The organism is Laedolimicola ammoniilytica (assembly GCF_025567165.1).
Taxonomy (GTDB): domain Bacteria; phylum Bacillota; class Clostridia; order Lachnospirales; family Lachnospiraceae; genus Laedolimicola; species Laedolimicola ammoniilytica.
In genome coordinates this window covers 1-24061 of the sequence record NZ_JAOQKC010000031.1, presented here as the reverse complement: position 1 = coordinate 24061, position 24061 = coordinate 1, and the positions used below count along the sequence as shown (strand labels likewise).

At 50.1% G+C, this 24061-nt stretch carries 23 protein-coding genes and 2 pseudogenes; 24 read left to right on the top strand and 1 reads right to left on the bottom strand.

What is annotated here, in order from left to right; translation table 11 throughout:
* Positions 1-10: 10 nt before the first annotated feature.
* The 3 genes from OCV63_RS16050 to OCV63_RS16040 are packed head-to-tail and all read left to right on the top strand — an operon-like array spanning position 11 to position 3169.
* Complete coding sequence (locus OCV63_RS16050) at positions 11-1594, top strand: ABC transporter substrate-binding protein (RefSeq protein WP_158365271.1); 1584 nt, start codon at positions 11-13, stop codon at positions 1592-1594.
* A gap of 20 nt (positions 1595-1614) precedes the next feature.
* Positions 1615-2394: an ABC transporter ATP-binding protein gene (locus tag OCV63_RS16045; protein WP_158365270.1), complete on the top strand. Its 780-nt coding sequence runs from the start codon at positions 1615-1617 to the stop codon at positions 2392-2394.
* The gene (locus OCV63_RS16040) at positions 2387-3169 is read left to right on the top strand and encodes an ABC transporter ATP-binding protein (RefSeq protein WP_158365269.1); all 783 of its coding nucleotides are present in this window, start codon (positions 2387-2389) and stop codon (positions 3167-3169) included. The genes OCV63_RS16045 and OCV63_RS16040 overlap by 8 nt, the downstream gene beginning before the upstream one ends.
* Here OCV63_RS16040 and OCV63_RS16035 read toward each other — a convergent pair.
* Positions 3132-4301: a threonine synthase gene (locus OCV63_RS16035; protein WP_158365268.1), complete on the bottom strand. Its 1170-nt coding sequence runs from the start codon at positions 4299-4301 to the stop codon at positions 3132-3134. The two genes, OCV63_RS16040 and OCV63_RS16035, sit on opposite strands and share 38 nt — an antisense overlap.
* A gap of 296 nt (positions 4302-4597) precedes the next feature.
* On the opposite strand from OCV63_RS16035, the gene OCV63_RS16030 reads away from it, so the two are divergent.
* The 21 genes and pseudogenes from OCV63_RS16030 to OCV63_RS15935 form a co-directional block, all read left to right on the top strand.
* Positions 4598-5182, top strand: a complete 585-nt coding sequence (locus tag OCV63_RS16030) for a DJ-1/PfpI family protein (protein ID WP_158365267.1) — start codon at positions 4598-4600, stop codon at positions 5180-5182.
* A 40-nt stretch (positions 5183-5222) separates the two neighbouring features.
* A complete protein-coding gene (locus tag OCV63_RS16025; RefSeq protein WP_262670926.1) occupies positions 5223-6812 on the top strand; it encodes an ABC transporter substrate-binding protein in 1590 nt (529 codons plus the stop codon).
* A gap of 62 nt (positions 6813-6874) precedes the next feature.
* On the top strand, positions 6875-7828 hold the full coding sequence (gene nikB, locus OCV63_RS16020) for a nickel ABC transporter permease (RefSeq protein ID WP_262670925.1): 954 nt from the start codon (positions 6875-6877) through the stop codon (positions 7826-7828).
* Positions 7825-8637 (top strand): nickel transporter permease, encoded by an 813-nt coding sequence (nikC, locus tag OCV63_RS16015; protein WP_158365265.1) that lies wholly within the window; start codon positions 7825-7827, stop codon positions 8635-8637. Before nikB (OCV63_RS16020) ends, nikC (OCV63_RS16015) begins: the two co-directional genes overlap by 4 nt.
* Positions 8630-9403, top strand: a complete 774-nt coding sequence (locus tag OCV63_RS16010) for an ABC transporter ATP-binding protein (RefSeq protein ID WP_262670924.1) — start codon at positions 8630-8632, stop codon at positions 9401-9403. Before nikC (OCV63_RS16015) ends, OCV63_RS16010 begins: the two co-directional genes overlap by 8 nt.
* Before the next feature lie 3 nt (positions 9404-9406).
* Complete coding sequence (locus tag OCV63_RS16005; protein WP_158365263.1) at positions 9407-10150, top strand: ABC transporter ATP-binding protein; 744 nt, start codon at positions 9407-9409, stop codon at positions 10148-10150.
* A gap of 80 nt (positions 10151-10230) precedes the next feature.
* Positions 10231-11139, top strand: a complete 909-nt coding sequence (locus OCV63_RS16000) for a LysR family transcriptional regulator (protein WP_158365262.1) — start codon at positions 10231-10233, stop codon at positions 11137-11139.
* Between the two features lie 149 nt (positions 11140-11288).
* Positions 11289-12233, top strand: coding sequence for a nickel ABC transporter permease (nikB, locus tag OCV63_RS15995; protein ID WP_158365261.1), 945 nt, complete (start codon positions 11289-11291; stop codon positions 12231-12233).
* Positions 12230-13093, top strand: a complete 864-nt coding sequence (nikC, locus tag OCV63_RS15990; RefSeq protein ID WP_158365260.1) for a nickel transporter permease — start codon at positions 12230-12232, stop codon at positions 13091-13093. The genes nikB (OCV63_RS15995) and nikC (OCV63_RS15990) overlap by 4 nt, the downstream gene beginning before the upstream one ends.
* A gap of 34 nt (positions 13094-13127) precedes the next feature.
* Positions 13128-14735, top strand: coding sequence for an ABC transporter substrate-binding protein (locus tag OCV63_RS15985; protein ID WP_158365259.1), 1608 nt, complete (start codon positions 13128-13130; stop codon positions 14733-14735).
* A 32-nt stretch (positions 14736-14767) separates the two neighbouring features.
* On the top strand, positions 14768-15553 hold the full coding sequence (locus tag OCV63_RS15980; protein ID WP_158365258.1) for an ABC transporter ATP-binding protein: 786 nt from the start codon (positions 14768-14770) through the stop codon (positions 15551-15553).
* A gap of 2 nt (positions 15554-15555) precedes the next feature.
* The gene (locus OCV63_RS15975) at positions 15556-16314 is read left to right on the top strand and encodes an ABC transporter ATP-binding protein (RefSeq protein WP_158365257.1); all 759 of its coding nucleotides are present in this window, start codon (positions 15556-15558) and stop codon (positions 16312-16314) included.
* Positions 16315-16452: 138 nt separating this feature from the next.
* A complete protein-coding gene (locus OCV63_RS15970; RefSeq protein WP_158365256.1) occupies positions 16453-17211 on the top strand; it encodes a class I SAM-dependent methyltransferase in 759 nt (252 codons plus the stop codon).
* Position 17212: 1 nt separating this feature from the next.
* The gene (locus OCV63_RS15965; RefSeq protein WP_158365255.1) at positions 17213-17941 is read left to right on the top strand and encodes a class I SAM-dependent methyltransferase; all 729 of its coding nucleotides are present in this window, start codon (positions 17213-17215) and stop codon (positions 17939-17941) included.
* Between the two features lie 186 nt (positions 17942-18127).
* Positions 18128-18616 (top strand): annotated as a pseudogene (locus OCV63_RS17710) (MetQ/NlpA family ABC transporter substrate-binding protein); the annotation flags it as partial.
* 78 nt (positions 18617-18694) lie between these two features.
* A pseudogene (locus OCV63_RS17705) lies at positions 18695-18976 on the top strand (MetQ/NlpA family ABC transporter substrate-binding protein); the annotation flags it as partial.
* A 100-nt stretch (positions 18977-19076) separates the two neighbouring features.
* Positions 19077-20090 (top strand): methionine ABC transporter ATP-binding protein, encoded by a 1014-nt coding sequence (locus OCV63_RS15955; RefSeq protein WP_158365253.1) that lies wholly within the window; start codon positions 19077-19079, stop codon positions 20088-20090.
* Positions 20080-20787, top strand: coding sequence for a methionine ABC transporter permease (locus OCV63_RS15950; protein ID WP_158365252.1), 708 nt, complete (start codon positions 20080-20082; stop codon positions 20785-20787). The genes OCV63_RS15955 and OCV63_RS15950 overlap by 11 nt, the downstream gene beginning before the upstream one ends.
* A 276-nt stretch (positions 20788-21063) precedes the next feature.
* A complete protein-coding gene (gene mgtE / locus OCV63_RS15945) occupies positions 21064-22419 on the top strand; it encodes a magnesium transporter (protein WP_158365251.1) in 1356 nt (451 codons plus the stop codon).
* 25 nt (positions 22420-22444) lie between these two features.
* The gene (gene trpS / locus OCV63_RS15940) at positions 22445-23449 is read left to right on the top strand and encodes a tryptophan--tRNA ligase (protein ID WP_158365250.1); all 1005 of its coding nucleotides are present in this window, start codon (positions 22445-22447) and stop codon (positions 23447-23449) included.
* Between the two features lie 103 nt (positions 23450-23552).
* Positions 23553-24061 (top strand): IS607 family transposase (locus OCV63_RS15935; protein WP_262670930.1); only part of this gene is annotated, 509 nt, incomplete at its 3' end.

Sequence of the window (24061 nt, the reverse complement as noted above, 5' to 3'; positions counted from 1 at the left end):
GAGGAGACCAATGAAAAAAAGGATTTTAACCATGCTGCTGGCCGGTGTGCTGAGCGTATCTCTGTTGGCAGGCTGCGGTGGTTTCAAAGAACCTGCGGCTAACACAGAGGAGACTACGGAGCAGGCGGCGGAAAGTACACAGGCAGATGCAGGAGAGAAGCATCTGAATATGGCTTATCATTCTGAAATTAAGAACCTGGATCCGGCAGCGAGCAGCTGGGATACCAAGCGTATCGGAGTAGGAGAGAATCTGTTCCGTATCAATGACGATCTGCAGCTTGAGCCATGGCTGGCAGACAGCTACGAGCAGGTGGACGAGCTGACCTGGAAAATCACCCTGAAGGATGGAATCAAGTTCAGCAATGGGAAGGATCTGACCGGAGAGGCTGCCAAGGCTTGTCTGGATCGGACCTGTGAGAAAAATCAGAGAGCGGTAACCATGCTGAATATTGCCTCTATTGAAGCAGAGGGACAGACGCTTACCATCACCACCAACGATGTAAATGCGGCACTTCTTAATAATCTGGCGGATCTGGTAGGTACGATTCTGGATGTAGATACGTTGGAAGGAGAAAACGCAATTCCGGTGGGAACCGGCCCCTTTGTGATTGCCTCTATGGAAGAGGGCAAGATGGAGCTTGTGGCAAACAAGGATTACTGGGACGGTGTTCCGAAGCTGGATTCTGTCACCATCAAGTATATTCTGGATGGTAACGCACAGGCTATGGCTCTGGATAATGGAGAAGTGGATCTGGCATTTCAGCTGCCTACCGAGAATATTATCCAGTTTATGGACAGTGATAAGATTACGGTAACCAGCAATACAGGCTCCAGATCCCAGATTCTGTATTTTGATTATACCAACGAGTTCCTGGCAGATCACAGTGTCCGCGAGGCTATCTCCTCCGCTATCGACCGGGAGACCTTTGCAAATGTCATCAACAAGGGCAATTCCGAGGCGGCTACCGCAATTTTCCCGGTCAGCTTTTCCTACGGAAAGGTGCCGGGCGTGTCCTACGATGTAGAGCATGCGAAAAAGCTGCTGGCTGATGCAGGCTACACAGACAGTGATGGAGATGGTGTTTTGGATAAAAATGGTAAGGCGCTGAGCTTTAAGCTGTATACCTATGGAGAGCACGGAACTTTGCTTGCTACCTTTGCGGAAGCAATCCAGGCGTCCTTAAAGGAGATTGGAATCGCTACGGATATCCAGACCAATGATTACGACGCGCATACCAATATTCTCAAGGCCGGAGGCTTTGATCTGGCGTTGAACAGCTATATTATGGCGCCGGTAGCCGATCCGCAGTATTTCTGCGATATTATGCTGAAAACCGGAGCAGATTATAACTACGGAAAGTATTCGGATGAAAAAGTCGATGAACTGATTGCGCAGCTGGATCAGGAATTTGATACGGCAAAGAGAGAAGAGCTTGCGAAGGAAATCCAGGCTGTAGAGGTGGAAGATTGCGGTTTCTTTACCCTGGGTCATCTGAAGTACCAGATTGCCGCAAATAATAAGGTTTCCGGTTATTCCACACAGGCAACCGAGGCGTATATTTTGACGAAGGATACAGATATCGCGGCTGAGTAAAAGAAAAACAGGAGAAGGGCATGCTTGAGATAAAGGACTTATCGGTTGCCTACGGTAACAGGGAAATTGTTCATAACGTGGATTTTTCTGTACAGCCGGGGGAAACAGTATGTATCGTAGGAGAAAGCGGAAGCGGAAAAAGCACGCTGCTGAAGGCGATAGCCGGACTGTTGGGACAGGAAGGACATATAACCGGAGGCAGAATAGAATTTGACGGCAGGAATCTTGCGCAGTCAGATCCGAAAGAATACAGAAGCCTGCGCGGCAGCCGGATCGCCATGGTTTACCAGCATGCGGGAGAATCCATGGATCCGGTTATGCGGATTGGAAGACAGTTTCAGGAGGAACTGAGCCTGAAGGGGAAAATCAGCCGCCGGGAATCGGACAGGAAGGCGGCTGAATGTATGAAGCAGCTGCTTTTGAAGGAACCGGAAAGAATTCTGCGCTCCTATCCCCCGATGCTGAGCGGAGGAACGAATCAGAGAGTTGCCCTTGCTCTTGCTATGGTAATGGAGCCGGATTTGATTCTGGCAGATGAACCTACCTCTGCTCTGGATGTGACAGTCCAAGCGGAGGTGGTGAAGGCTATGCAGAATATGAAGAAGGTCACCAATGCGGCTATTTTGATGGTTACGCACAATATGGGCGTTGTGGCACAGATGGCAGATAAGGTGGGAGTTATGCAGAGTGGAAAACTGGTAGAATGGGGAACGGCAGAAGAGGTGCTTTTACACCCGGTTCATGACTATACGAAGATGCTGATGTCCTGTGTGCTCAGAATGGAGACGGAAGATGAATAAACAGCCGTTTTTACAGGTGGAACAACTGGAAAAAACCTATGGAGAAATCAGAGCGGTAAATGGAATCAGTTTTTTTGTGGAAAAAGGAGAATCTGTTGGAATCGTAGGAGAAAGCGGTTGCGGGAAAAGTACCACGGCGCGTCTGATTGCGGGACTGGAGAAGCCCACGGGCGGAAGGGTTCTTTTACAGGGCGAACCTCGCCGTCTACGAAGCGGCCGCTATAAAAAATGTCATGTGAATATGATATTTCAGAATCCGAGGGATTCCTTTGACAGTCACATGACGGTATTTTCCAGCCTTTATGAAGCGCTGAGCCATACAAGGCGGACAGATAGAAGGCAGGCCAGGCCGGTGATTGAAGAGCTTCTGACCCAGGTGGAACTTCCTACAGAATATGCGGATAGAAGAATCGCGCAGCTCAGCGGTGGAGAATGTCAGAGGATAGCCATTGCGAGGGCGCTTTTGACGGAGCCGGAGCTTCTGATTTGCGATGAGGCGACCAGTGCGCTGGACGTATCGATTCAGAAACAGATTCTGGAGCTGTTGAAACGGATTCGAAAGGAACGCCAACTGACTTTTCTGGTCATTTCCCACGATCTGGCGCTGGTGTCTCATTTGTGCAGCCGGGTTCTGGTGATGTATCAGGGGAAAATTGTGGAAGAAGGGGATGTAAAAAAGGTGCTCCGGAATCCGGAACACCCTTATACAAAACTTCTTCTGGCCAGTGGAGCTGCATTTATGCCGGATCCGTATTTTTATAACCATTCGAAGTGAGTACAAAAAGTACAGAGGCATGGGAGGAAATCAGTCCCTGTTTCTGTGCTTTTTTTGCACAGGGATAAACCACGGCAGAGGAGGTTTCCAGGTAGAGACCATGGGAAGCCATAGCACGCACCGCGTCTCGGATGTCCGTATCCGACGCGCTGAGGGCAAAACCGCCGCTTCCCCGAAGCGCCGTAACGGATTGCCAGGTAGCGGTATTGCCTCCGATGGAGGACATGGAAGAGGTATCACCTTCAAATTTGTCTTCCACCCTTTTCTGACCGGAAAGGATCAGTTCCAGACGGGGAATCGGTTCGCAGGCAACCAGACGGGGCAGAGTCTTGATATAACCGGTTTCCAACAGATCCCGGAAACCAAGATAGATGCCGTATAACAGATCCCCGCGGCAGGTGGGAATCAGAAGATAGTCCGGAAGCTGCCCTTCCAGCTGTTCATACAGTTCAAAGGACAGAGTTTTATAACCCTCAATGCCGTAGGGTGAACTGCCGGATGGAAGCTCCAGAAGATTGGTTGCGCAGTACCAGTCCTTGCCCCGGGTGAGCTGTTCACTCTGATACTGAAGACGGTCGGAAGGAGTAGCTGTAAGTACAAGCTTTGCTCCGGTGGCGTCTGAAGCATTTTTCCAGAGAGAAGGAATGGAACGGGTAGATACGTTGACACAGTTCAGCCCTTCCGCTGCAGCATAGGCAGCCAGAGATGCGGCCTCGTTTCCGCTGGAAGCACAGGTGACGGTGGAATAACCGGCTTCCCTGGCCCGGGCAGTGATGAAGGGATTCATGCGGTCCTTATGGGAACCGGTGGGATTTTGAAATTCATGCTTGGTATAGAGCTTTCGGAAGCCCAGCTCTTTCGCCAGCCGGGGAAAGGTTCGCACGGGTGTAAAGCCTTCGCCCAGAGAAACCGTGTCGTCATAGGGAAGAAAATCCCGATAACGATGCCAGCCAGTGGCATCCTTTTGAATCTGTGCCTTTCCTTCGTAGACCAGAGTAAGATTAGAACTGGCGCCCCGTTCCAGACAGGCGGGACAGCCAAAAAAATAGTCCCCCACCGGATAGCGTTTCTGACAGCGCGGACAGATCATGCCGGTAATGCGGGAGTTTAGTTGATGTAAAGTTCTTGACATAAAGCGACGTCCTTTCTATAAAGAATTTATTCAGTATAGCAGGATAATAGCATTGGGTACAAGCTGCCAGGGGGGATAAGCAGGATTCAAAAAAGGAATAGATATAGAAGCAAAATGGGAATAGAAAAACAACCCCCAGGGAGGCTTGCTGGAAAAACAGAAATTTGTTACACTCTAACCATCCCAATTATAAATCATTCTATCAGATAATTTCAAACAACCCCAAAAGAATCGTGTCCGGTCAAACACGATTCTTTTTGGCTGAAAACCGATACGAGGTGAAGGAGAAAGAACAAATGGAAGTAAATGTATTATTATTTGATGATTTCGAAACCATGGACGCTTTTGGACCTGCGGATATTTTGTCCTGTGAAAAAGAGGGACTTCATGTCAATTATCTTTCACTGGCGGGCAATATGGTGAACAGCATGCAGGGCGTGAAGGTCTGGACAGAGCCGCTTGACCCGGAGCAGCTGAAGGGGATTCTGATTGTGCCGGGAGGACGTGGCGCAAGGAGAGTTCTGCAGCAGGATACGGAACTCCAGAAGAAGCTTAAGATTGCGGCGGAGCGCTCGGAATTTTGTCTGATGATCGCGGAGGGAGCGTATCTGGTGGCACAGACCGGTCTTCTTTTCCGCAGAAAAATCGCAGCCTGCAAAGCCGGAGAAAACTGGAAACGAATGTTTCTGGCGGGAGTTTATGAGGTTCCGGACGCCAGCTGGGTGGCAGACGGAAAATATTATTCCGCAGGAACCACGGCGGACGGTCTGTCCATGGCGCTGACGATGCTGGCGGATCAGATTGATCTGGACGTGGCGCTGCAGACGGCGAAGCGTCTGGGTTATCGGTGGGATCCGGAGGATGAAGCTGTTTATCAGTAGAAATGGGACAAAAGACAATGGAGAAAAGAGAGGGACGGCGATGTTGAAAAAGAATGTGAAGAAACTGTTGGCGCTGGGACTCGCAGCTGGTATGGTACTTGGCATGACAGCCTGCGGCGGGGAAAAAGCAGCGGAAGATACGACAGCTGCGCAGACAGAAGCGGCAGAAGACGGAAAGAAAGTAATGAATATCGGCTCTATGGGCTATTTTGCGGCGGAGACCATGGATCCGGCCAATGGCTGGGACGCCTGGTATATGATGTATGACGGAACCACAGAGACCCTGTTTAAGCTGGATGAAAACATTACGCCCGCGGCGAATCTGGCAGTATCCTGCGAGAGCGATGATTATATCAACTGGACGGTAACGCTCCGGGACGATGTAACCTTCCAGAATGGGGAGAAGATGACTGCGGAGGCAGTAAAAAAATGCTTTGAGCGGACCTATGAAGTAAACGACCGCGCAAAGGGGCAGATTGCCATTGACACACTGGAGGCAGATGGTCAGAAGCTGATTTTCCATCTGCAGCATGAGAGCGTAAACCTGTTAAATGATCTCTGCGATCCGCTCTGGAGTGTATACGATTCAGAAAACAGCAATTACACGGACACGCTTTACTGTACCGGACCCTATATAATCCGGGAATTTGATCCCTATGTAGAGACCGTTGTAGAAAAATATGAGGGCTACTGGGGAGGAGAACCGAAGCTGGATGAGGTTCATCTGATCACCATCAGCGATACAGAGGCCATAACCATGGCTCTTCAGAATGGAGAGATTGATATGGGGGTGGCTATGGCAACCTCTACCGTGCCGGTATTCGAAAAAGATGAGAACTTTGTAGTAGACGCTGTGACCACCACAAGAGCGAACCGGTTGTATTACAACATGGATCGGGAACTGATGTCAGACCCGGCCATCCGTCAGGCTATTGAAATGTGTCTGGACAGAGATGGTATCGCGGCAGGCATTTACAACAATATGGCTACGCCCTGCTGGGCGATTTATCCGGATATGCTTCCCTATGGAGGAACAGAGGGACTGAACTTAAGCGTAGACAAGTATGATCCGGAAGGAGCGGCGGCCCTGCTGGCAGCCGACGGCTGGAAGGACAGCGATGGGGACGGAATCCTGGATAAAGACGGAAAGGCGTTGGAGCTGAAGGGCATTACCTTTGCTTCCCGAAAAGAGCTGGGACAGGTTCTGGAGCTTCTTCAGTCTGAGCTTGCGGCTATCGGTGTGAAACTGAATGTGGAAGTCCTGGAGAGCACGAATGACGTAGTAGCCGCAGGAGATTATGATTTGGATTGCGAGACGGGCGTGCAGGCTCCTACCGGAAACGCGCAGTACTTTATCAACCTTATGCTCGTAACAGGAGGCAGCTCCAATTATTCCCATTATTCCAATCCGGAACTGGATACTCTGGCCGCAGAGCTTGAGAAGACGGTAGATACCGATAAGAGAACAGAGCTGGTACGCCAGATGGTACAGATGACTTTGGACGACCATGCGATGACCGTATTTAACCATCAGAAGATGATTAATATCTACTCTAAGAATGTGGTAAACTATCATACCCATCCGTCAGAGTATTATCTGCTGGATGTAAATACAGATCTGGTGCGATAAAACGAGAATAAGAAGAGGGGGCGGTGCAGAAAATCTGCACCGCTTCTGGCGTGGAGGTTTTCATGCGTCTGATAAAATACAGTATAAATAAAACAGGACAGCTGATTCTGATATTCCTCGGCATTACCTTTCTTTCCTTTTGCCTGACTTATCTGGCACCCAGCGATCCGGCTGAAATCCAGCTGAATAAAACGGGTGTGGCGCCCACGGAGGAGCTTTTGGAAAAGACCAGGGAGGAAATGGGATTGAACAGACCGCTTCCGGTACAATACGCAGACTGGCTGAAGGGAATTCTCAGCGGAGATATGGGAACATCGCTGCGTAACGGAAAAACCGTTCTGGACGAGCTTCGGAAGGCCCTTCCCGTAACGCTGATCCTGACCTTTTTTTCCATGCTTGTGGTTACGGTTTTATCCGTTCCGCTGGGAATCGTATGCGCCAGATTTCAGGACAGCTTTCTGGACAGGACGGTACGGTTTATAACGTATCTCCTGGCTTCCCTGCCTTCTTTCTTTCTTGCGCTTTTGTTTCTCTATTTTTTCAGTGTAAAGCTTGGGTGGTTCCCGGTGATTGCCTCAAAAAACGGGTCGAAGGGCTATATTATGCCGGTACTGGTTCTGGCGCTGTCCTTAAGCTCCTGGTATATCCGGCAGGTGAGAGTCGTCGTGCTGGACGAGCTGGCAAAAGGGTATGTGGCAGGAGAAAGAGCCAGAGGAGTGCCGGAATGGCAGATTTTGTTCCGGCATGTGCTGAAAAACTGTATGCTGCCGCTTTTGACGTTGCTGGGAATTTCTTTTGCGGGAATGCTGGGAGGCACCACCATTGTAGAAAATATTTTTTCCCTGCAGGGACTGGGAAAGATGGCCATGGATGCGATTTCGGCGAGAGACTATCCGGTCATTCAGGCGTATGTGGTATGGCTTGCGCTGATTTTTCTGGCGATCAATTTTCTGATAGATTTGTCTTATGGATGGATTGATCCGAGAGTCCGGGACGGACAGGAGAGGGAAGCATGAAGAAGAAAAAAGCACTCGTAATGTTGAGCATTCTTTTTATATTTTTGATTTTAACAGTGGTCGGGAGAAGGTTTGCGCCCCATGATCCCTATCAGTCGAGCCTGATGGATGCAAACCGGGCGCCATGCGCAGAATATCCCCTCGGAACAGACAATCTGGGACGCTGTGTGCTTTCACGTATTCTGGAGGGAGCAGCGGTATCGGTATATTCGGCTCTCGGCGTAGTGGCCGTGGTGTTTTCGGTGGGTACGCTGATTGGAATTGTGGCGGGCTATGGAGGAGGCTGGATCGATCAGCTTCTGATGAAGATCACGGTGATATTTCAGGCTTTCCCCAGCTTTATCCTGGCGGTGGCGATTGCGGGAATGTTGGGACCGGGATTGAAAAACGCGATGCTTTCCCTTGTGGTTATGTATTGGACCACTTACGCAAGACTGGCAAGAAGCCTTGTGCTTCAGCTGAAAAACGAAACCTATATTCAGGCGGCGCGGATATGCGGGGCCAAGAAGCGGCAGATCTTGTTTCGTCATATTTTGCCGGGGATTCTCTCTCCCATGATGCTGACGGCAGTTCTGGATATCAGCAATGTGATTTTAAGTATGGCGGGGCTGTCCTTTCTGGGGCTGGGAGTTCAGGCTCCCATGGCAGAATGGGGACTTATGATTAGCAACGGAAAGGCGTTTTTACAGACGGCTCCCTGGCTGATTCTGTTTCCGAGTCTGGCGTTGTTCCTGACGGTGATACTGTTTAATGTAACCGGTGACAGTCTCCGGGACGCGCTGAATGAGAGGGGGGAAACGGATGCTTGAGGTAGACGGACTTCAGATCACATACGGAAAAACGGAAGTAGTGCACCGGGTGAGCTTCGGTGTGAAACCGGGAGAAATCATCGGGATTGTGGGAGAAAGCGGAAGCGGGAAGAGCACCATGCTGAAGGGAATTCTGGGCATTCTGGATAATCCGGGACGGGTGACCGGCGGACAGATAAGATATGAGGGAACGGATCTTCTTGGCCTTCCCAGGAACAGGCTGCGCCAGCTTTGTGGAAATGAGATTGCGATGCTGTTTCAACATCCGGAGCTGTCCCTGGATCCGCTCTGGAAGACGGGGAAAACCTATTATGAGGCTGTGCGGGCGCACAGAAAGATCACAAGGGGGCAGGCGGAGAGGGAAGCCGTGGAAATCATGAGATTGCTTCGTCTGGAAAATCCGGAACGGATTCTGAATTCCTATCCATTCGAATTGTCAGGCGGAATGTGTCAGCGGGTAGCGCTGGCTATCGCCATTGCGAATCGGCCCAGGCTCCTGCTGGCAGATGAACCTACCAGCGCGCTGGACGTAACAGTGCAGAAGCAGGTGATAGATACGATGCTGGATCTTCGGAAGCAGTTTGGAACAGCGATTGTAATTGTATCCCATAATATGGGAGTCATTGCAGCGATGGCGGATAGGGTCGGGGTTATGAAAAAGGGAGAACTGGTGGAATGGGGAAGCCGGGAACAGGTTCTCTATCATCCGGAGCACTCTTATACACAGAAGCTAATCAAGGCAATTCCCAGAATGGGCAGGAGGTAGCGTATGCCGGAATATATTCTGACAGCAGAGCATTTGAAAAAGGTTTTCCGGGGCCGTGAAAAGTATGGAAAAAAGGGAAAAGACATCTGCGCGGTGGAGGATGTGAGCTTTAGCCTGCGAAAGGGAGAATGTCTGGGGCTGATAGGCGAGAGCGGAAGCGGTAAAAGTACGGCGGCCTATATGACGGCGGGGCTTCTCAAGCCGACCGAGGGAACGATACATTTTTACGGGAATTATATGCAGATGGTATTCCAGGATCCGATAAAATCCCTGAATCCACACAGAACGGTGCTGGATAATATCTGCGAGGGCCTGATTTATCGGAAAAACGGGAGAACGATGGCTGAAATCCGGGAGCTTGCGCTGGAGGCCATGGATCTGGTTCATCTGGATCGCAGCTACGCAGGGAGAAAAGGAAGAGAGCTGTCCGGAGGGGAATGTCAGAGAGCCACTATTGCCCGGGCGATTCTGATTAAACCGGAGCTGCTGATCTGTGATGAGGTTACCAGCGCGCTGGACGTTTCCGTGCAGGCCCAGATTATGGAGCTGCTGAGTGAACTGAAGCGGCAGTTGGGACTTTCCTATCTGTTTATCTCCCATGATATCGCGCTGGTCAGTCATTTCTGCGACCGGGTAGCAGTCATGTACAGGGGAAGGATTGTGGAAGAAGGGGCAACCGGACAGGTGCTGGAGCATCCGCAGCAGGAATATACAAAAAGACTTTTAAAATCAGTTCTTACCTTTTAAACATTTATAAAACAAGAATATCCCGGTGCCGGAGAAGGGATCCTGTTAAAATGGACAGATAGAATAATAGACGAGGGAGCATGATTATGATGGAAATCCGACAGCTCCGCTGCTTCGTAACCTGCGTGGAGGTAGGATCTTTTACAGCAGCGGCAGAACTTTTATACACCACTCAGTCCTCGGTCAGCAAGACCATTCATGCCATGGAGCATGAGCTTCAGACTGAGCTTTTTGAGCGGACTGGAAGGGGTATCCGGCTGACAGCCCGGGGACAGGAGCTTTATAACTATGCGGTCAACGTGCTGGATACCATGGAGCAAATCGAGCAGCTGGCCGGGAAAAGTCCGGTGCGCAGTCTGAAGGTATCGGTGAATCCGTCCTCCTGGATGGAAGCGGCGTTTACGGAGTTTTATGAGTGCGCGTACCAGAAGGGTGACTATTATGAATACTTTGAGGGAAATGTCCGGGACGTCATCGAGCGGGTACAGAAAGGACAGGACGATCTGGGCTTCATTTATCTGTTGAAAGAACAGAGCGCCTCCGCCCAGTTCCTGATGCGGAAGTACCAGCTACAGTTTGAACCCCTAAAGAAAATTCAGTTGATGCTTTACGGAGGAAAAAAGATAGGACAATTTCCGCCAGCGGACGGAGAACTCCGCCTGGTTCAGGGAAGCCAGACAGAGGTGCGGCCGGAGGATGTGCTGCGCCTGGGAGCCTTAGAGGGCATTTCCCTGGAATCACCGCAGACGTCTGTGACCACGAACAGCGGATCGCTGCTTCGCCATCTGCTGGAGCATTCTGATCTCTGGAATCTGAGCAGTGAAAGCCTGGATGGAACCTACAGCGGTACAGAGGGAATCCTGCTGGAGGGAAAAGAAAATGAGGTAGTGTTCGGCTGTGTCAGCAGAAACGAGGAACAGATGGGCGAACTGGAGAAAGAATTTATCGCATATATAAAGAAAAAACTGAATAATTCCAAAAAGGAATGAAAATACAGGAAAAACAGGAATACAGAACAACCCCGCCAGGGGCTTGTGAAAAAACCATTCCTGCCTTACAATTTTATCAGAGAATAAAAATGTCCGAAATCCGATGTTTAGATTTTCGGACATTTTTGTTGTGGAAAGGATTGCAATACATGAGAAAATATGTCTTAAAAAGACTTCTTCAGTTAATTCCGATTCTGCTGGCAATCACATTTCTTTCCTACGGCATGATGAGAGTTGCCGGAAGTGATGTGGTGGAGCAAAAAATGGAAAATACCGGAAGCGATATTTCGCAGGAAGTCGTGGATGCGGCCCGAGAGGAGCTTGGACTGGATAAGCCCTTTCTGACGCAGTATGTGGTCTGGCTGGGAGGACTTCTCCGTGGGGATATGGGAATCAGTTATGTGTCTGGTAAACCAGTGTTCTCCACATTTGTATCTAAGCTTCCGGCAACGTTGCTTCTGACGGTCACATCGATTCTGCTGACGATTTTGATTTCTGTTCCGTTAGGTATTTTATCGGCGGTTCATCAAAACCGATGTTCAGATTATCTGATCCGGACATGCAGCTTTATTGGCAATAGTTTACCGAATTTTTTTGTATCGCTGTTATTGATGTATCTGTTTGCCATCCGTCTGGGCTGGTTTCCGGTAATCGCAACCGGGGTCAGTCTGAAAAGTGTTGCTATGCCGGCAATTACACTGGCCATTGCCATGAGCGCGAAATATCTTCGCCAGGTAAGAGCGACGGTATTGGATGAACTGAGTAAAGATTATGTGGTCGGAGCAAAAGCAAGAGGCGTCAAATTCTCCAGAATCCTGTGGGGTAGTGTTATGAAAGCTTCTCTGGTAACAATCACTACCTTGTTGATGTTATCGGTAGGAAGTCTTCTGGGAGGAACCGCAATTGTAGAATCTATCTTCATGTGGGATGGGGTCGGAAAGATGGCAGTGGATGCTATCAGCATGCGCGACTATCCGATCATTCAGGCTTATGTGATGTGGATGGCGATTATTTATGTGGCGGCCAATCTGCTGACAGATATTTTCTATCGCTTTCTGGATCCGAGGATCCGTCTGGGAGGTGATCGGGAATGAGTCAGGAGCGTCAGGTGACTGTCCGGGTTCAGAAAGTGAAGAGAAACCGGATCCGGATGAAATTATTTTTGTTTGCAGCACTGGCAGCGACATTGCTGCTGATTACGATTTTTGCAAAGGATATCTGTTCTTATGATCCTTACGCACAGGATCTGTCCCAGGCCATGCAGCCGCCCAGTGCGGCTCATCCGATGGGAACAGATACCTATGGTCGGGATATGCTGTCCCGCGTACTGATTGGAGCGCAGACCAGTATTTCTTCTACGTTTGCTTTGGTAGCAATCATTACGGTGTTTGGAACGATAGTTGGAATTTTCTGTGGCTACTATGGCGGAGTTGTTGATTCCGTGATGATGCGGATCTCCGACATCTGCCTGGCATTTCCGGGTCTGGTGTTTGCCATGGCGGTGGCAGCTATTTTAAATGGTGGTGTGCAGAATGCGGTCATTGCACTGGCACTGATCAGCTGGCCGAAGTATTCCAGAATTGCCAGAAGCCAGACCTTGTCCATGAAGAGTCTGCCGTATATGCAGGCCGCGCAGCTGGCAGGTGATTCGGCGCTTCAGATGATTCTCCGGCATGTGCTTCCCAATATTGTTGGACCGATTCTGGTCACCTCCATGTTAGATATCGGTACGATGATGATGGAGATTGCAGGACTGTCGTTTTTGGGTCTGGGAGCCCAGCCTCCGGTGGCAGAGTGGGGAAGCATGATGAGCAGTGGCCGGAGCATGCTGCAGACCTATCCCTGGATCGTGTTATCTCCGGGATTGGCCATCTTTGTATCTGTGGTGATATTTAACCTTCTGGGAGATACGATCCGTGATTATATGGATCCGAAGAATTCTCATTCAAGGTAGATATAAAAAAGTAAAAGAAACGGGGAGCAAAAACATGAAGAAAAGAACAGGAAAAATTCTTGCATTACTTCTGTCGCTGACCATGATGGCAGGTGTCATGGCAGGCTGTGGTTCAGAAAAGACAGATGGATCTGCAGACAGTACAAGTACACAGGCTGCGACCGGTGCAGATACCACTGGTAAAAAGACATTTGTATTTGGCGATACCACATTTAATGCAGAAAACGAGGAATCCACGATTGACCCGCACAGTGCATACTGCGGATGGGCATGTATGCGCTATGGAGTCGGAGAGACTCTGATGAAGATCAATGATTCCATGAAATTGGAACCGTGGATCGCAGAAGGCTATGAGCTGGTAGATAATCTTACCTGGAAAATCACCTTAAAAGATGGGGTGTGTTTTTCCAATGGAAAATCTTGTGATGCGGAAGCGGTAAAGAAATGTCTGGAGGATCTGATCGCTGTGCATGAGCGCGCGGCAGGAGATCTGAAGATTGCGTCTATGGAGGCAGACGGTCTGGTGCTGACGATCCATACGGCCGAAGAGTGTCCGAGCCTGATGAACTATCTGTCTGAGCCCTATGGCTGTATCATTGATGTGGATGAGGGGGTGACGGATGACGGAATCGTGGTTGGTACCGGTCCGTATGTGGCAACCGAGCTGGTGACAGATGATCATCTGAAGCTTGTGAAAAACGAAAATTACTGGGAGGGAAATGTGAACATAGATGAGATCACGGTCCGTACCATTTCAGATGGAGATACTCTGGCACTGGCACTGCAGTCCGGCGAGATCAATGCGGCATATGGTATGGCATATGCAAGCTATCCGATTTTTGAAAATGACAAGTTCCAGTTTACCAGTGTGCAGACCAGCCGTTCCTTTTACGTACAGATGAATTATGCATCTCCGGTTGTGGCAGATGACGCAGTCCGTGAAGCCATTGCCATGGGTATTGATAAGGAATCCTTTGTCAAGGTGCTTCTGAATGGATATGGATATGTGGCAACGGGTGCCTTCCCGGATACGGTAGCGTTCGGAGGTTCTACACTGAATGCGAAGACTTATGATCCGGAAGCAGCGAAAGCGGTTTTGGAAGAAGCCGGATGGACCGACAGCGATGGTGATGGAATCCGTGAAAAAGACGGGCAGAAGCTGACCATCCGGTGGCTCACCTATCCGAGTCGTCAGGAACTGCCGCTGCTGGCAGAGGCTGCACAGAGCACTCTGAAAGAGATCGGAATAGAGGTACAGATCAACGCAACTGCAGACCACAATACGATCTGTAAAGATCCGGCAGCATGGGATGTATATGTAGGCGCCAATGTAAACTGTGGTCTGGGAGATCCGACTAACTTCTTCTCTACACATTGTCTGGATGCGTCCACCAAGAATCGTGGACAGTATCACAGCGATGAGCTGGAAGAGCTGGCAGTGAAACTGAACAGCACATTCGATGTGACAGAGAGAAACCAGATTGCCATTGAGATGCAGCAGCAACTTCTGGATGATGATGCGTTTGTATTCTGCTCTTTCTTAAAGATGAGTATGATCAGTCAGGCAAATGTGACAGGCCTTACCGCACATGCATGCGATTACTATGAGCTGACGGCTGATCTTGATATCAACGAAGTATGATATCATTTTGACAGTGATTCAGGAGTTATGGAATGGACGATACATTATTGAAATATGATTCCGTGGAGATCTCTTTTGACGGAAATCCTGTGGTTCATGATATTTCCTTCTCTCTTCGTCCGGGAGAGATCCTTGGACTGGTAGGAGAATCCGGAAGCGGGAAAAGCACATTGATCAAGGCTGCCATGGGACTGCTTGGCGACAATGGCCTGGTGACCAGAGGAGATATTACGTTTAAGGGAGAAAATCTGGTGGATATGCCGGAACGGGAGCTTCGACTCATACGTGGCGCCGGAATCGGCATGATCTTTCAGGATGCAGGCGCTTCGCTTTGCCCGATCCGGACCATTGGAAGTCAGATTTGCGAGAGCATGGGAGCACATGGAAAAATCACGGAGGCGGATGCAAAGGCACGTGCCCTTGAGCTTTTATCAAAACTTAATTTTAAGGAACCGGAGCAGATCTGGGACAGCTATCCTTTTGAAATGTCCGGAGGCATGAATCAGCGCGCAGGTATCGCCATTTCCATGCTGATGAATCCGCCGGTATTGTTTGCGGACGAGCCTACCAGTGCGCTGGATGTGACGGTTCAGAGGCAGGTGGTTCAGGAGATGCTTCGTGTCCGGGAATTGTTTGGAACGGCGATCATCATCGTGACGCATGATATTGGCGTGGTGTCGGCTATGGCAGATACCGTGCTGGTCCTTCAGAATGGAAACAGGATGGAATATGGCCCGGCAAAATCGGTGTTGGAACATCCGCGCAATGAATATACAAAAGAGCTTCTGTCTGCAGTACCGAAGCTTAGAAGGAGTTGAGTATGGAAAACATTTTACAGGTGAAAGATCTGAAAAAAGTATTCCATCAACATGGAAAACGGGATGTGACTGCGGTAGAAAACATGAGCTTTTCTCTGCGGGCAGGGGAAATCCTTGGAATTGTCGGAGAATCCGGAAGCGGAAAGAGTACGGTTGCAAAACTGATTACAAGATTGGAAGCTGTGACAGAGGGACAGATTATTCTGGATGGGCAGGACATCACACATCGAAAAGGCAGGGCACTTAAAAGTATTTATGATAAAATGCAGATGGTCTTCCAGAATCCGGTTGGTTCCTTTGATCCGAGAAAGACATTGGGCTATGGAATCGGAGAAAGCCTGAAAAACAGAGGCGTTCCAAAAGCAGAGATCCGAAAAAAAACAGCGAACCTGTTGGAGCAGTGTGGCCTGGAGGCTTCCTACATGGACAGATATCCCCATCAGGTCAGCGGAGGTCAGTGCCAGAGGGCTGCCATTGCCAGAGCATTGGCGGTAGAACCTCAGATTATTATTTGTGATGAAGCTACCAGCGCGCTGGATGTGACAGTTCAGAAGAAAGTGCTCGATCTGCTTATGAATTTACAGGAGAATAAGAAGCTGTCCTATGTTTTTATCTGTCATAACCTTGCACTGGTGCAGCAGTTTTGTGACCGTGTCATCGTTATGAAAGATGGGCGGATCGCAGAAGAAGGGATTCCGGATGAAGTGATTCGGAATCCAAAGGACGCATATACGAAAATGCTGGTAGATTCCGTATTATAAATTAAATCAGATTTAGAACAAATTTTTATCCCCCCGGGAGGCTTGTGGCCCCCGGGGGGCTTTGTTATAATTTTTAAAGATTAGAGATGCGGCTGAGACGGGAAGACAGTGCCGCTCAGGTTACAGGAGAGAGACAAGATGGGACAGATGCTGGGCAGAATTGAAGAATACTGGACAAACCGGGCGGAAGGGTACTCACAGGTAAATCAGGAGGAGCTGGCTACAGAGCAGAAAAATCGTTGGCTAAAGGCGCTGGAAACGGAGTTCCCGCACCGGGATCCGAAGGATATCCAAGTGCTGGATATCGGCACCGGTCCGGGCTTTTTCGCCATCATTCTGGCGAAGGCAGGCTACCAGGTGACAGCCGTGGATTACACGGAGGAGATGCTCTGTAAAGCGAAGGAAAATGCAGGCCGCTATGCGGACAGGATTCACTGGATGCGCATGGACGCCCAGAAGCTGGAGCTTCCGGACAATCAGTTTGACGTGGCGGTATCCCGGAACCTGACCTGGAATCTGGAGAATCCGGACGAGGCCTATAAGGAGTGGAAACGGGTTCTGAAACCCGGCGGACAGCTCCTGAACTTTGACGCCAACTGGTACGGCCATCTCTTTGATGCCGAGAAACGCCGGGAGTATGAGGAAGACCGGAAGCATGTGGAAGAGCAGGCCATGGAGGATCATTACATCGGTACGGATATCGATGAAATGGAAGAAATTGCCAGAAACGTACCCTTAAGCCCGGTGGTACGCCCGGCCTGGGACATGAAGGTTCTGAAAAACCTGGGCTTCCAGAGCGTCTACTCCGACGAGAACGTGTGGCGGAGAGTCTGGAGCGAAACCGAGAAAGTAAATTATGCATCGACACCGATGTTTATGATTAAGGCGGTAAAATAAAATGGAAGAGATAAAAAAAGAAATTTCTTCCTACTGGACCGGGCGAAGTGAAGACTTCGCCCGTCTTCGTGAGGAGGAGTTAAACAGTGAAATGGCAGAGCTCTGGCTCCGGGAGCTTAAGAAGGGACTGCCGGAAGGAGAAAATTTACGGATTCTCGACGTGGGAACCGGCTGTGGCTTTTTCACCGTGCTGCTGGCAAAGCTGGGCCATCAGGTGACCGGCATCGATCTGACCCCGGCCATGATTGAAAAAGCGAGAATTATTGCAGCGGAGCGGAACGTACAGGCAGACTTTGAAGTGATGGACGCGGAACATCCGGATTTCCCGGACGGCACTTTCGATGTCATTGTCTCCCGGAACCTGACCTGGACCCTGCCTCACCCGGCAGAGGCCTATGGGGAATGGCTGCGGGTACTGAAAGACGGCGGTGTCATTCTGAACTTCGATGCGGACTATGGAAAAGAGGATCTGCTGGGAGAACTGGAAAGTCTGCCTGAGGAGCATGCGCACAATCACATGAGCTGCGGCCAGCTGAAAGAGTGCGACAACATCAAAAGGCAGCTGATGATTAACGGTATGAGTCGCCCATCCTGGGATATGGAAGTACTGAAGAGCCTTGGATGCACGGATGTGACGGTAGATCTGGATGTATATCAGCGTATCTACCGTGAAGAAAACAGCCCATTTTATAATCCGATGCCGGTATTCGGCCTGCGAGTGGTAAAATAAATGTATCAGCCTGAAATATCCCGATTTTCCCATCTGAAAATCGGGATATTTGCTTGCTAAATGAAAAAAAATCCGCTATGATAAAAGACATATGAAAAAAGCGCTTGACAAACAGGCGCAACGCTCTTATAATCCTACTTAACCAGTAGGAAATACGGGTAACATAAAAACAAGGAGGAGTAAATTATGAGAAAGCTGACAAAGAAACTTGCGGCACTGGCACTTGGCGTGGTAACGGTAGCGTCCCTGACCGCATGCGGCGGAAGCAGCAAGGGAATCACTATCGCAGTGCCGAACGATACCACCAATGAGGCGAGAGCCCTTCTTTTACTGGAAGAGAACGGCTACATCAAGCTGAAGGACGGCGCAGGCATCACCGCCACCGCGGCAGATATCGCGGAGAATCCGTACAACATCACCTTTAAAGAGGTAGAGGCGGCGCAGGTACCAAACGTACTGAAGGACGTGGATTACGCCATCATCAATTCCAACTACGCCATCGACGCAGGTCTGAACCCCACCGCCGACGCGCTGACCATGGAGGGTTCCTCTTCCGCTTACAGCAACATTCTGGCTGTAAAGGAAGGCAATGAGAACACCGATAAGATCAAAGCCCTGAAGGCAGCCCTGGAGAGCCAGGCTGTAGCAGACTACATTACCGAAGAGTATGACGGAGCCGTAGTCAGCACCGTGGACAACCCCACAGACGGCTTTGACGCAAGTGTCGATTACGATGCACTGGCAGGAACCACCATTACCGTAGCGGCATCCCCGGCGCCCCACGCAGACATCCTGAAGGTGGCAAAGGACATTCTGGCTGAGAAGGACATTACCCTGGACATCATGGAGTTCACTGACTATGTACAGCCGAACAATGTGGTAGACAGCGGCGAGGTAGACGCAAACTACTTCCAGCATAAGCCGTACCTGGATGACTTCAACGAGCAGAACGGAACTCATATCGTATCGGTAGCGGCTATCCACGTAGAGCCCATGGGACTGTACGGCGGCAAGCAGACAAGTCTGGACGCGATTACAAAATAATGTTATAATAGAAAAAGTGACAGCCGACGGTCTGTGGCAACAGGCTGTCGGCTTTTCGGATCTACGAGAAAAATCCAGACGGAGGGGTTTTATGATTGAAATTAAAGATTTGACCAAAGAATTCCAGACCGCCGACGGAACCGTGGAAGCGCTCCGGAATGTGAATCTGAACATTCAGGACGGCGACATCTACGGTATCATCGGTATGAGCGGCGCGGGAAAAAGTACCCTGGTGCGCTGCATCAATATGCTGGAGCGACCTACCAAAGGCCAGGTGCTCATCGACGGCCAGGACATCGCGAAGCTGTCAGATAAAGAGCTTCGGGCAGTGCGCCGGGATGTGACTATGATTTTCCAGGGTTTCAACCTGCTGATGCAGAGAACCTGCCTGAAAAATATCTGCTTCCCCCTGGAACTCATCGGCATGGACAAGGAGAAAGCGAAAAAACGTGCCCTGGAGCTTCTGGACGTGGTCGGCCTTCCCGATAAGGCCAATGCCTATCCGGCTCAGCTCTCCGGCGGACAGCAGCAGCGTATTGCCATCGCGAGAGCCCTGGCTACCGATCCGAAGGTGCTGCTTTGCGACGAGGCCACCAGCGCCCTGGATCCGAAGACCACCCACGCGATTCTGGAGCTGATCCGGGATATCAACCAGAGACTGGGCATCACGGTCATCATCATTACCCATCAGATGAGTGTGGTGGAAGAGATCTGCAACCGGGTGGCGATTCTGGATTCCGGTTCTGTGGTGGAAGAGGGCGTCGTAAGCGAAGTATTCTCCAGCCCCAAATCCAAAGCGGCCAAGCGCCTGGTATTCCCGGACGGCGCCGACGAGATTCTGGAGGAAGCTCCGGGCGAGCGCCGGATCCGCGTGGTATTCAGCGGTGCGGTGGCCTCCAGAGAACCACTGATTGCGAAAATGGCCATCGACGAGCAGATTACAGCCAGTATCCTGGGCGCGTCCACCAAGAGTATCGGGGATAAAGCCTACGGCAATATGCTCCTGGGCCTGCCTGATGACGACGATGTGGTAAAACGGGCGATTGCGTACTTAAGCAGTATCCCGGATGTACTGGTAGAGGAGGTGACAGGCGATGCTCGATAAATTATTTTCTCCGGAGACCATAGAAGAGACCCTCCGTATTTTGCAGACGGAGATTCCGCTGGCCTGCTGGGAGACCGTCTATGTGACGATTCTGGCGACAGCCTTTGCGGTTGTCATTGGCCTGCCTCTCGGCGTACTTCTGGTGGTAGGCGAGAAGGATGGCGTGCGGCCTCTGCCGAAGGGCGTGATGCATGTGCTGAATGTGATCATCAATTTGCTTCGTTCTGTGCCCTTCCTGATTCTGATGATTATGGTATTCCCGCTGACCCGCCTGATTGTGGGAACCGCGGTTGGTACGGTAGCGTCCATTGTACCGTTGGTGATTGCGGCGTTTCCCTTTGTGGCCCGTCTGGTGGAAGGAAGCCTTCGGGAGGTGAACCCGAATATCATCGAGATGGCCCAGAGCATGGGCGCTTCTCCGTTCCAGATTATCGTAAAGGTGCTGATCCCGGAGAGCGTGCCTTCTCTGATTTCCAATTTCACCATTGCGATTACCACGATTCTCGGTTATTCGGCCATGAGCGGTATCATTGGCGGAGGCGGACTGGGAAAAATTGCCATCAATTACGGCTATTACCGGTATAAATATCTGGTTATGCTGATTGCGGTAGTGCTTCTGATTATACTGGTACAGATTTTCCAGAGTGTGGGAACCCGCCTTTCCGTAAAATCAGACAAGCGGCTGAAAGGCAAATAAACAAAAATAAGACAACAGCATTTCACGATTCCAAGGGCAGTTATCAGTTGACGGTAACTGCCTTTTGGTGTTATGATTAAGAGTGGCAGGCGGAAACGCCTAATCTATGCGAAAAAAGGAAGTGAGGAGTCCGTGGACGGGCGAAGTCGAAGTTGTGGCTTAAGACAGAATAGAATAGAGACAGACACGGATTTTTCTTATAGATAAATAAACTGTCGTTACCCGGCGGCAGGAGATACAGATGCTGTGCCTGTCGACGTGGGAGGACAAGAGTGCATGGCAATCGGAAGTTATGATCGGGAGGAGCTTACAGAGCTTCTGGAGGACCGACAGTTCCGAAAGCTGCGTGAGACGATGTCGGAGATGAACGAGGTCGATATCGCGGAGTTTATCGAGGAACTGGAGCCCGAGAAGAAGGTTCTTGTATACCGGATGCTGCCCAAGGAACTGGCGGCAGACGTATTTTCATTCCTGGAGGTAGACGACCAGGAGCATATTATCAACAGTATTACGGACTATGAGCTGGGCAAGATCGTAGAGGATCTGTACGTGGACGACGCAGTGGATATGCTGGAGGAATTACCGGCTATCGTGGTGAAGCGTGTCTTACAGAATGCGACGCCTCAGACGCGGAATCTGATCAATCAGTTTTTACAGTATCCGGAGAACAGCGCCGGAAGCATTATGACAGCGGAATATATCGGCCTGAAGCGAAATATGACCGTGGAACAGGCCTTTGCATACATCCGGGAAAATGGTGTCGACAAGGAGACCATTTACACTTGCTTTGTGACGGACAGCAAGCGCTGCCTCCAGGGCGTGGTGACGGTGAAGGATCTGCTGATGAATCCCTATGACACGGTTATCAAGGACATCATGGATGAAAATATCATCTACGCCGTGACCACCGAGGACCGGGAGGACGTGGTAGAGACCTTCAATAAATATGACCTGCTGTGTCTGCCTGTAGTCGATCACGAGGATCGCCTGGTGGGCATCGTTACCGTTGACGACGCGGTGGAGGTCATGGAACAGGAGGCCACCGAGGACTTTGAGAAAATGGCGGCTATGTTTCCTTCGGAGAAGCCCTATCTTCGGACCGGCGTTTTTGAGCTTGCGAGAAACCGTATTCCCTGGCTTCTGATCCTGATGTTTACATCGATTTTAAGCGGCGCGATCCTGATGGATTATAAGGAAGCCATTCAGGTGCTTCCTTTGCTTCTCAGCTTTGTGCCCATGCTGATGGATACCAGCGGCAACTGCGGCAACCAGAGCAGCACCATGGTTATCCGTGGTATGGCGGTGGGCGATATCGAACTGAAGGACGTCTTGCGGGTGGTCTGGAAGGAGTTCCGGGTGGGACTTCTGTGCGGCGCAGTACTGGCGGCGGCGAACTTCGTTCGGTTGATTTTGCAGTATCCGGACCGGCTGGCCCTGAATCTGGTCATCGTCCTTTCCCTGATGCTGACCGTCGTGCTGGCGAAGATCATCGGCTGTGTACTGCCGATGCTGGCCGAGAAGATGAAGCTGGATCCGGCGATCATGGCTGCGCCCCTCATCACCACCATCGTGGATGCCAGCAGCCTTCTGATTTATTTTAAAATAGCGAGTATGATGTTACATTTATCATAAAAAAATTTTAAGAGGAGAACACAAGATGTTAGGAGATAAAAAAGTATTATACAGCGGCATGCAGTCCACCGGAAATCTGACCCTGGGTAACTATCTGGGAGCCCTGAAGAACTGGATTACCTTAAGCGACGAGTACGAGTGCTTTTACAGCGTGGCGAACATGCACTCCATCACAGTCCGCCAGAATCCGACGGAACTCCGCAAGCACGCGAGAGAGCTTCTGACCCTGTTTATCGCGGCGGGTATCGATCCGGATAAAAACTGCATTTATTATCAGTCCCACGTACCGGCCCATGCGGAGCTGGCGTGGATTCTGAACTGCTACACTTACATGGGCGAGCTGAGCCGTATGACACAGTTCAAGGATAAGTCCGCCAAGCACGCAGACAATATCAACGCAGGTCTCTTCACCTATCCGGTCCTGATGGCGGCAGACATTCTGCTCTATCAGGCAGATGTGGTTCCGGTGGGCATCGACCAGATGCAGCATCTGGAACTGACCCGGGATATCGCTCAGCGTTTTAACAGCATTTACGGTGACGTGTTTACCGTGCCGGAAGCATATATCGGAAGGGTGGGCGCGAAGATCATGAGTCTGCAGGAGCCGTCCAGAAAAATGTCCAAGTCCGATGAAAATCCCAACGGCAGCATCTATCTGATGGACGATCCGGACACGATCATGCGCAAATTCAAGCGCGCTGTGACCGACTCCGAGGGTCAGATCCGCTACCGCGACGAGCAGCCGGGTATCAAGAACCTGATCAGCATCTACTGCGCATGCACCGGCAAGACGCCGGAAGAGGTGGAACGGGAGTTCGACGGCAGGGGCTATGGCGAGTTTAAGCCGGCAGTCGGCGAGGCGGTTATCTCTGTCCTGAGGCCGCTTCAGGAGCGGGTGGCAGAGCTCACCAGAGACAAGGCCTATATCGATTCCGTCATCAAGAACAATGCGGAAAAGGCCGACTATGTGGCCAATAAGACTTTGCGGAAGGTCCAGAAGAAAGTGGGATTCCCGGATAAGATTCGTTAATTGCCTGACAGGAGGAAATGTTAAGAAATTAAAATAATTGACAAATGTGATTGAATGTGTTTAAATATACTCAAAGGAGTAAGCTATTATGAACACACCAAATATCACAAATTACAAGCCAAAAGATTTTGCTGAATTGTTAGGCGTGTCTGTTAAGACATTGCAACGCTGGGATAGGGAAGGAACTCTAAAAGCAAATCGGACTCCAACGGATAGGCGTTATTACACTTACGACCAGTATCTTCAATTTAAAGGCATAAATACCGAAAATGACCAACGCCAGGTAGTTATTTATGCGAGAGTGTCTACGAGAAACCAAAAAGATGATTTACAAAACCAGGTCGCATTTTTAAGACAGTTTTGTAATGCCAAAGGAATCATTGTAGACCAATGTATTGAAGATTATGGGAGTGGACTTAATTACAATCGTAAAAAGTGGAATGAGTTATTAGATGAAGTAATGGAGCAAAAAATCAAAACCATAATCGTAACCCATAAAGATAGATTTATTAGGTTTGGTTATGATTGGTTTGAAAAATTCTGTATGAAGTTTAACACAACCATTGTGGTGGTAAATAATGAAGCATTATCACCACAAGAAGAACTTGTGCA

Excerpts from the sequence above, each read along its gene's own strand:
- nikC (WP_158365265.1), top strand. The coding sequence starts at position 7,825 with ATGAAGAAGAAAAAAGCACTCGTAATGTTGAGCATTCTTTTTATATTT.
- OCV63_RS16010 (WP_262670924.1), top strand. The coding sequence starts at position 8,630 with ATGCTTGAGGTAGACGGACTTCAGATCACATACGGAAAAACGGAAGTA.
- nikC (WP_158365260.1), top strand. The coding sequence starts at position 12,230 with ATGAGTCAGGAGCGTCAGGTGACTGTCCGGGTTCAGAAAGTGAAGAGA.
- OCV63_RS15985 (WP_158365259.1), top strand. The coding sequence starts at position 13,128 with ATGAAGAAAAGAACAGGAAAAATTCTTGCATTACTTCTGTCGCTGACC.
- OCV63_RS16030 (WP_158365267.1), top strand. The coding sequence starts at position 4,598 with ATGGAAGTAAATGTATTATTATTTGATGATTTCGAAACCATGGACGCT.
- OCV63_RS16035 (WP_158365268.1), bottom strand. The coding sequence starts at position 4,301 with ATGTCAAGAACTTTACATCAACTAAACTCCCGCATTACCGGCATGATC.
- nikB (WP_262670925.1), top strand. The coding sequence starts at position 6,875 with ATGCGTCTGATAAAATACAGTATAAATAAAACAGGACAGCTGATTCTG.
- OCV63_RS15950 (WP_158365252.1), top strand. The coding sequence starts at position 20,080 with ATGCTCGATAAATTATTTTCTCCGGAGACCATAGAAGAGACCCTCCGT.
- OCV63_RS16050 (WP_158365271.1), top strand. The coding sequence starts at position 11 with ATGAAAAAAAGGATTTTAACCATGCTGCTGGCCGGTGTGCTGAGCGTA.
- OCV63_RS15970 (WP_158365256.1), top strand. The coding sequence starts at position 16,453 with ATGGGACAGATGCTGGGCAGAATTGAAGAATACTGGACAAACCGGGCG.
- OCV63_RS16000 (WP_158365262.1), top strand. The coding sequence starts at position 10,231 with ATGATTATGATGGAAATCCGACAGCTCCGCTGCTTCGTAACCTGCGTG.
- OCV63_RS15980 (WP_158365258.1), top strand. The coding sequence starts at position 14,768 with ATGGACGATACATTATTGAAATATGATTCCGTGGAGATCTCTTTTGAC.
- OCV63_RS16045 (WP_158365270.1), top strand. The coding sequence starts at position 1,615 with ATGCTTGAGATAAAGGACTTATCGGTTGCCTACGGTAACAGGGAAATT.
- OCV63_RS16005 (WP_158365263.1), top strand. The coding sequence starts at position 9,407 with ATGCCGGAATATATTCTGACAGCAGAGCATTTGAAAAAGGTTTTCCGG.
- mgtE (WP_158365251.1), top strand. The coding sequence starts at position 21,064 with ATGGCAATCGGAAGTTATGATCGGGAGGAGCTTACAGAGCTTCTGGAG.
- OCV63_RS16040 (WP_158365269.1), top strand. The coding sequence starts at position 2,387 with ATGAATAAACAGCCGTTTTTACAGGTGGAACAACTGGAAAAAACCTAT.
- OCV63_RS16025 (WP_262670926.1), top strand. The coding sequence starts at position 5,223 with ATGTTGAAAAAGAATGTGAAGAAACTGTTGGCGCTGGGACTCGCAGCT.
- OCV63_RS15955 (WP_158365253.1), top strand. The coding sequence starts at position 19,077 with ATGATTGAAATTAAAGATTTGACCAAAGAATTCCAGACCGCCGACGGA.
- OCV63_RS15965 (WP_158365255.1), top strand. The coding sequence starts at position 17,213 with ATGGAAGAGATAAAAAAAGAAATTTCTTCCTACTGGACCGGGCGAAGT.
- nikB (WP_158365261.1), top strand. The coding sequence starts at position 11,289 with ATGAGAAAATATGTCTTAAAAAGACTTCTTCAGTTAATTCCGATTCTG.
- trpS (WP_158365250.1), top strand. The coding sequence starts at position 22,445 with ATGTTAGGAGATAAAAAAGTATTATACAGCGGCATGCAGTCCACCGGA.
- OCV63_RS15975 (WP_158365257.1), top strand. The coding sequence starts at position 15,556 with ATGGAAAACATTTTACAGGTGAAAGATCTGAAAAAAGTATTCCATCAA.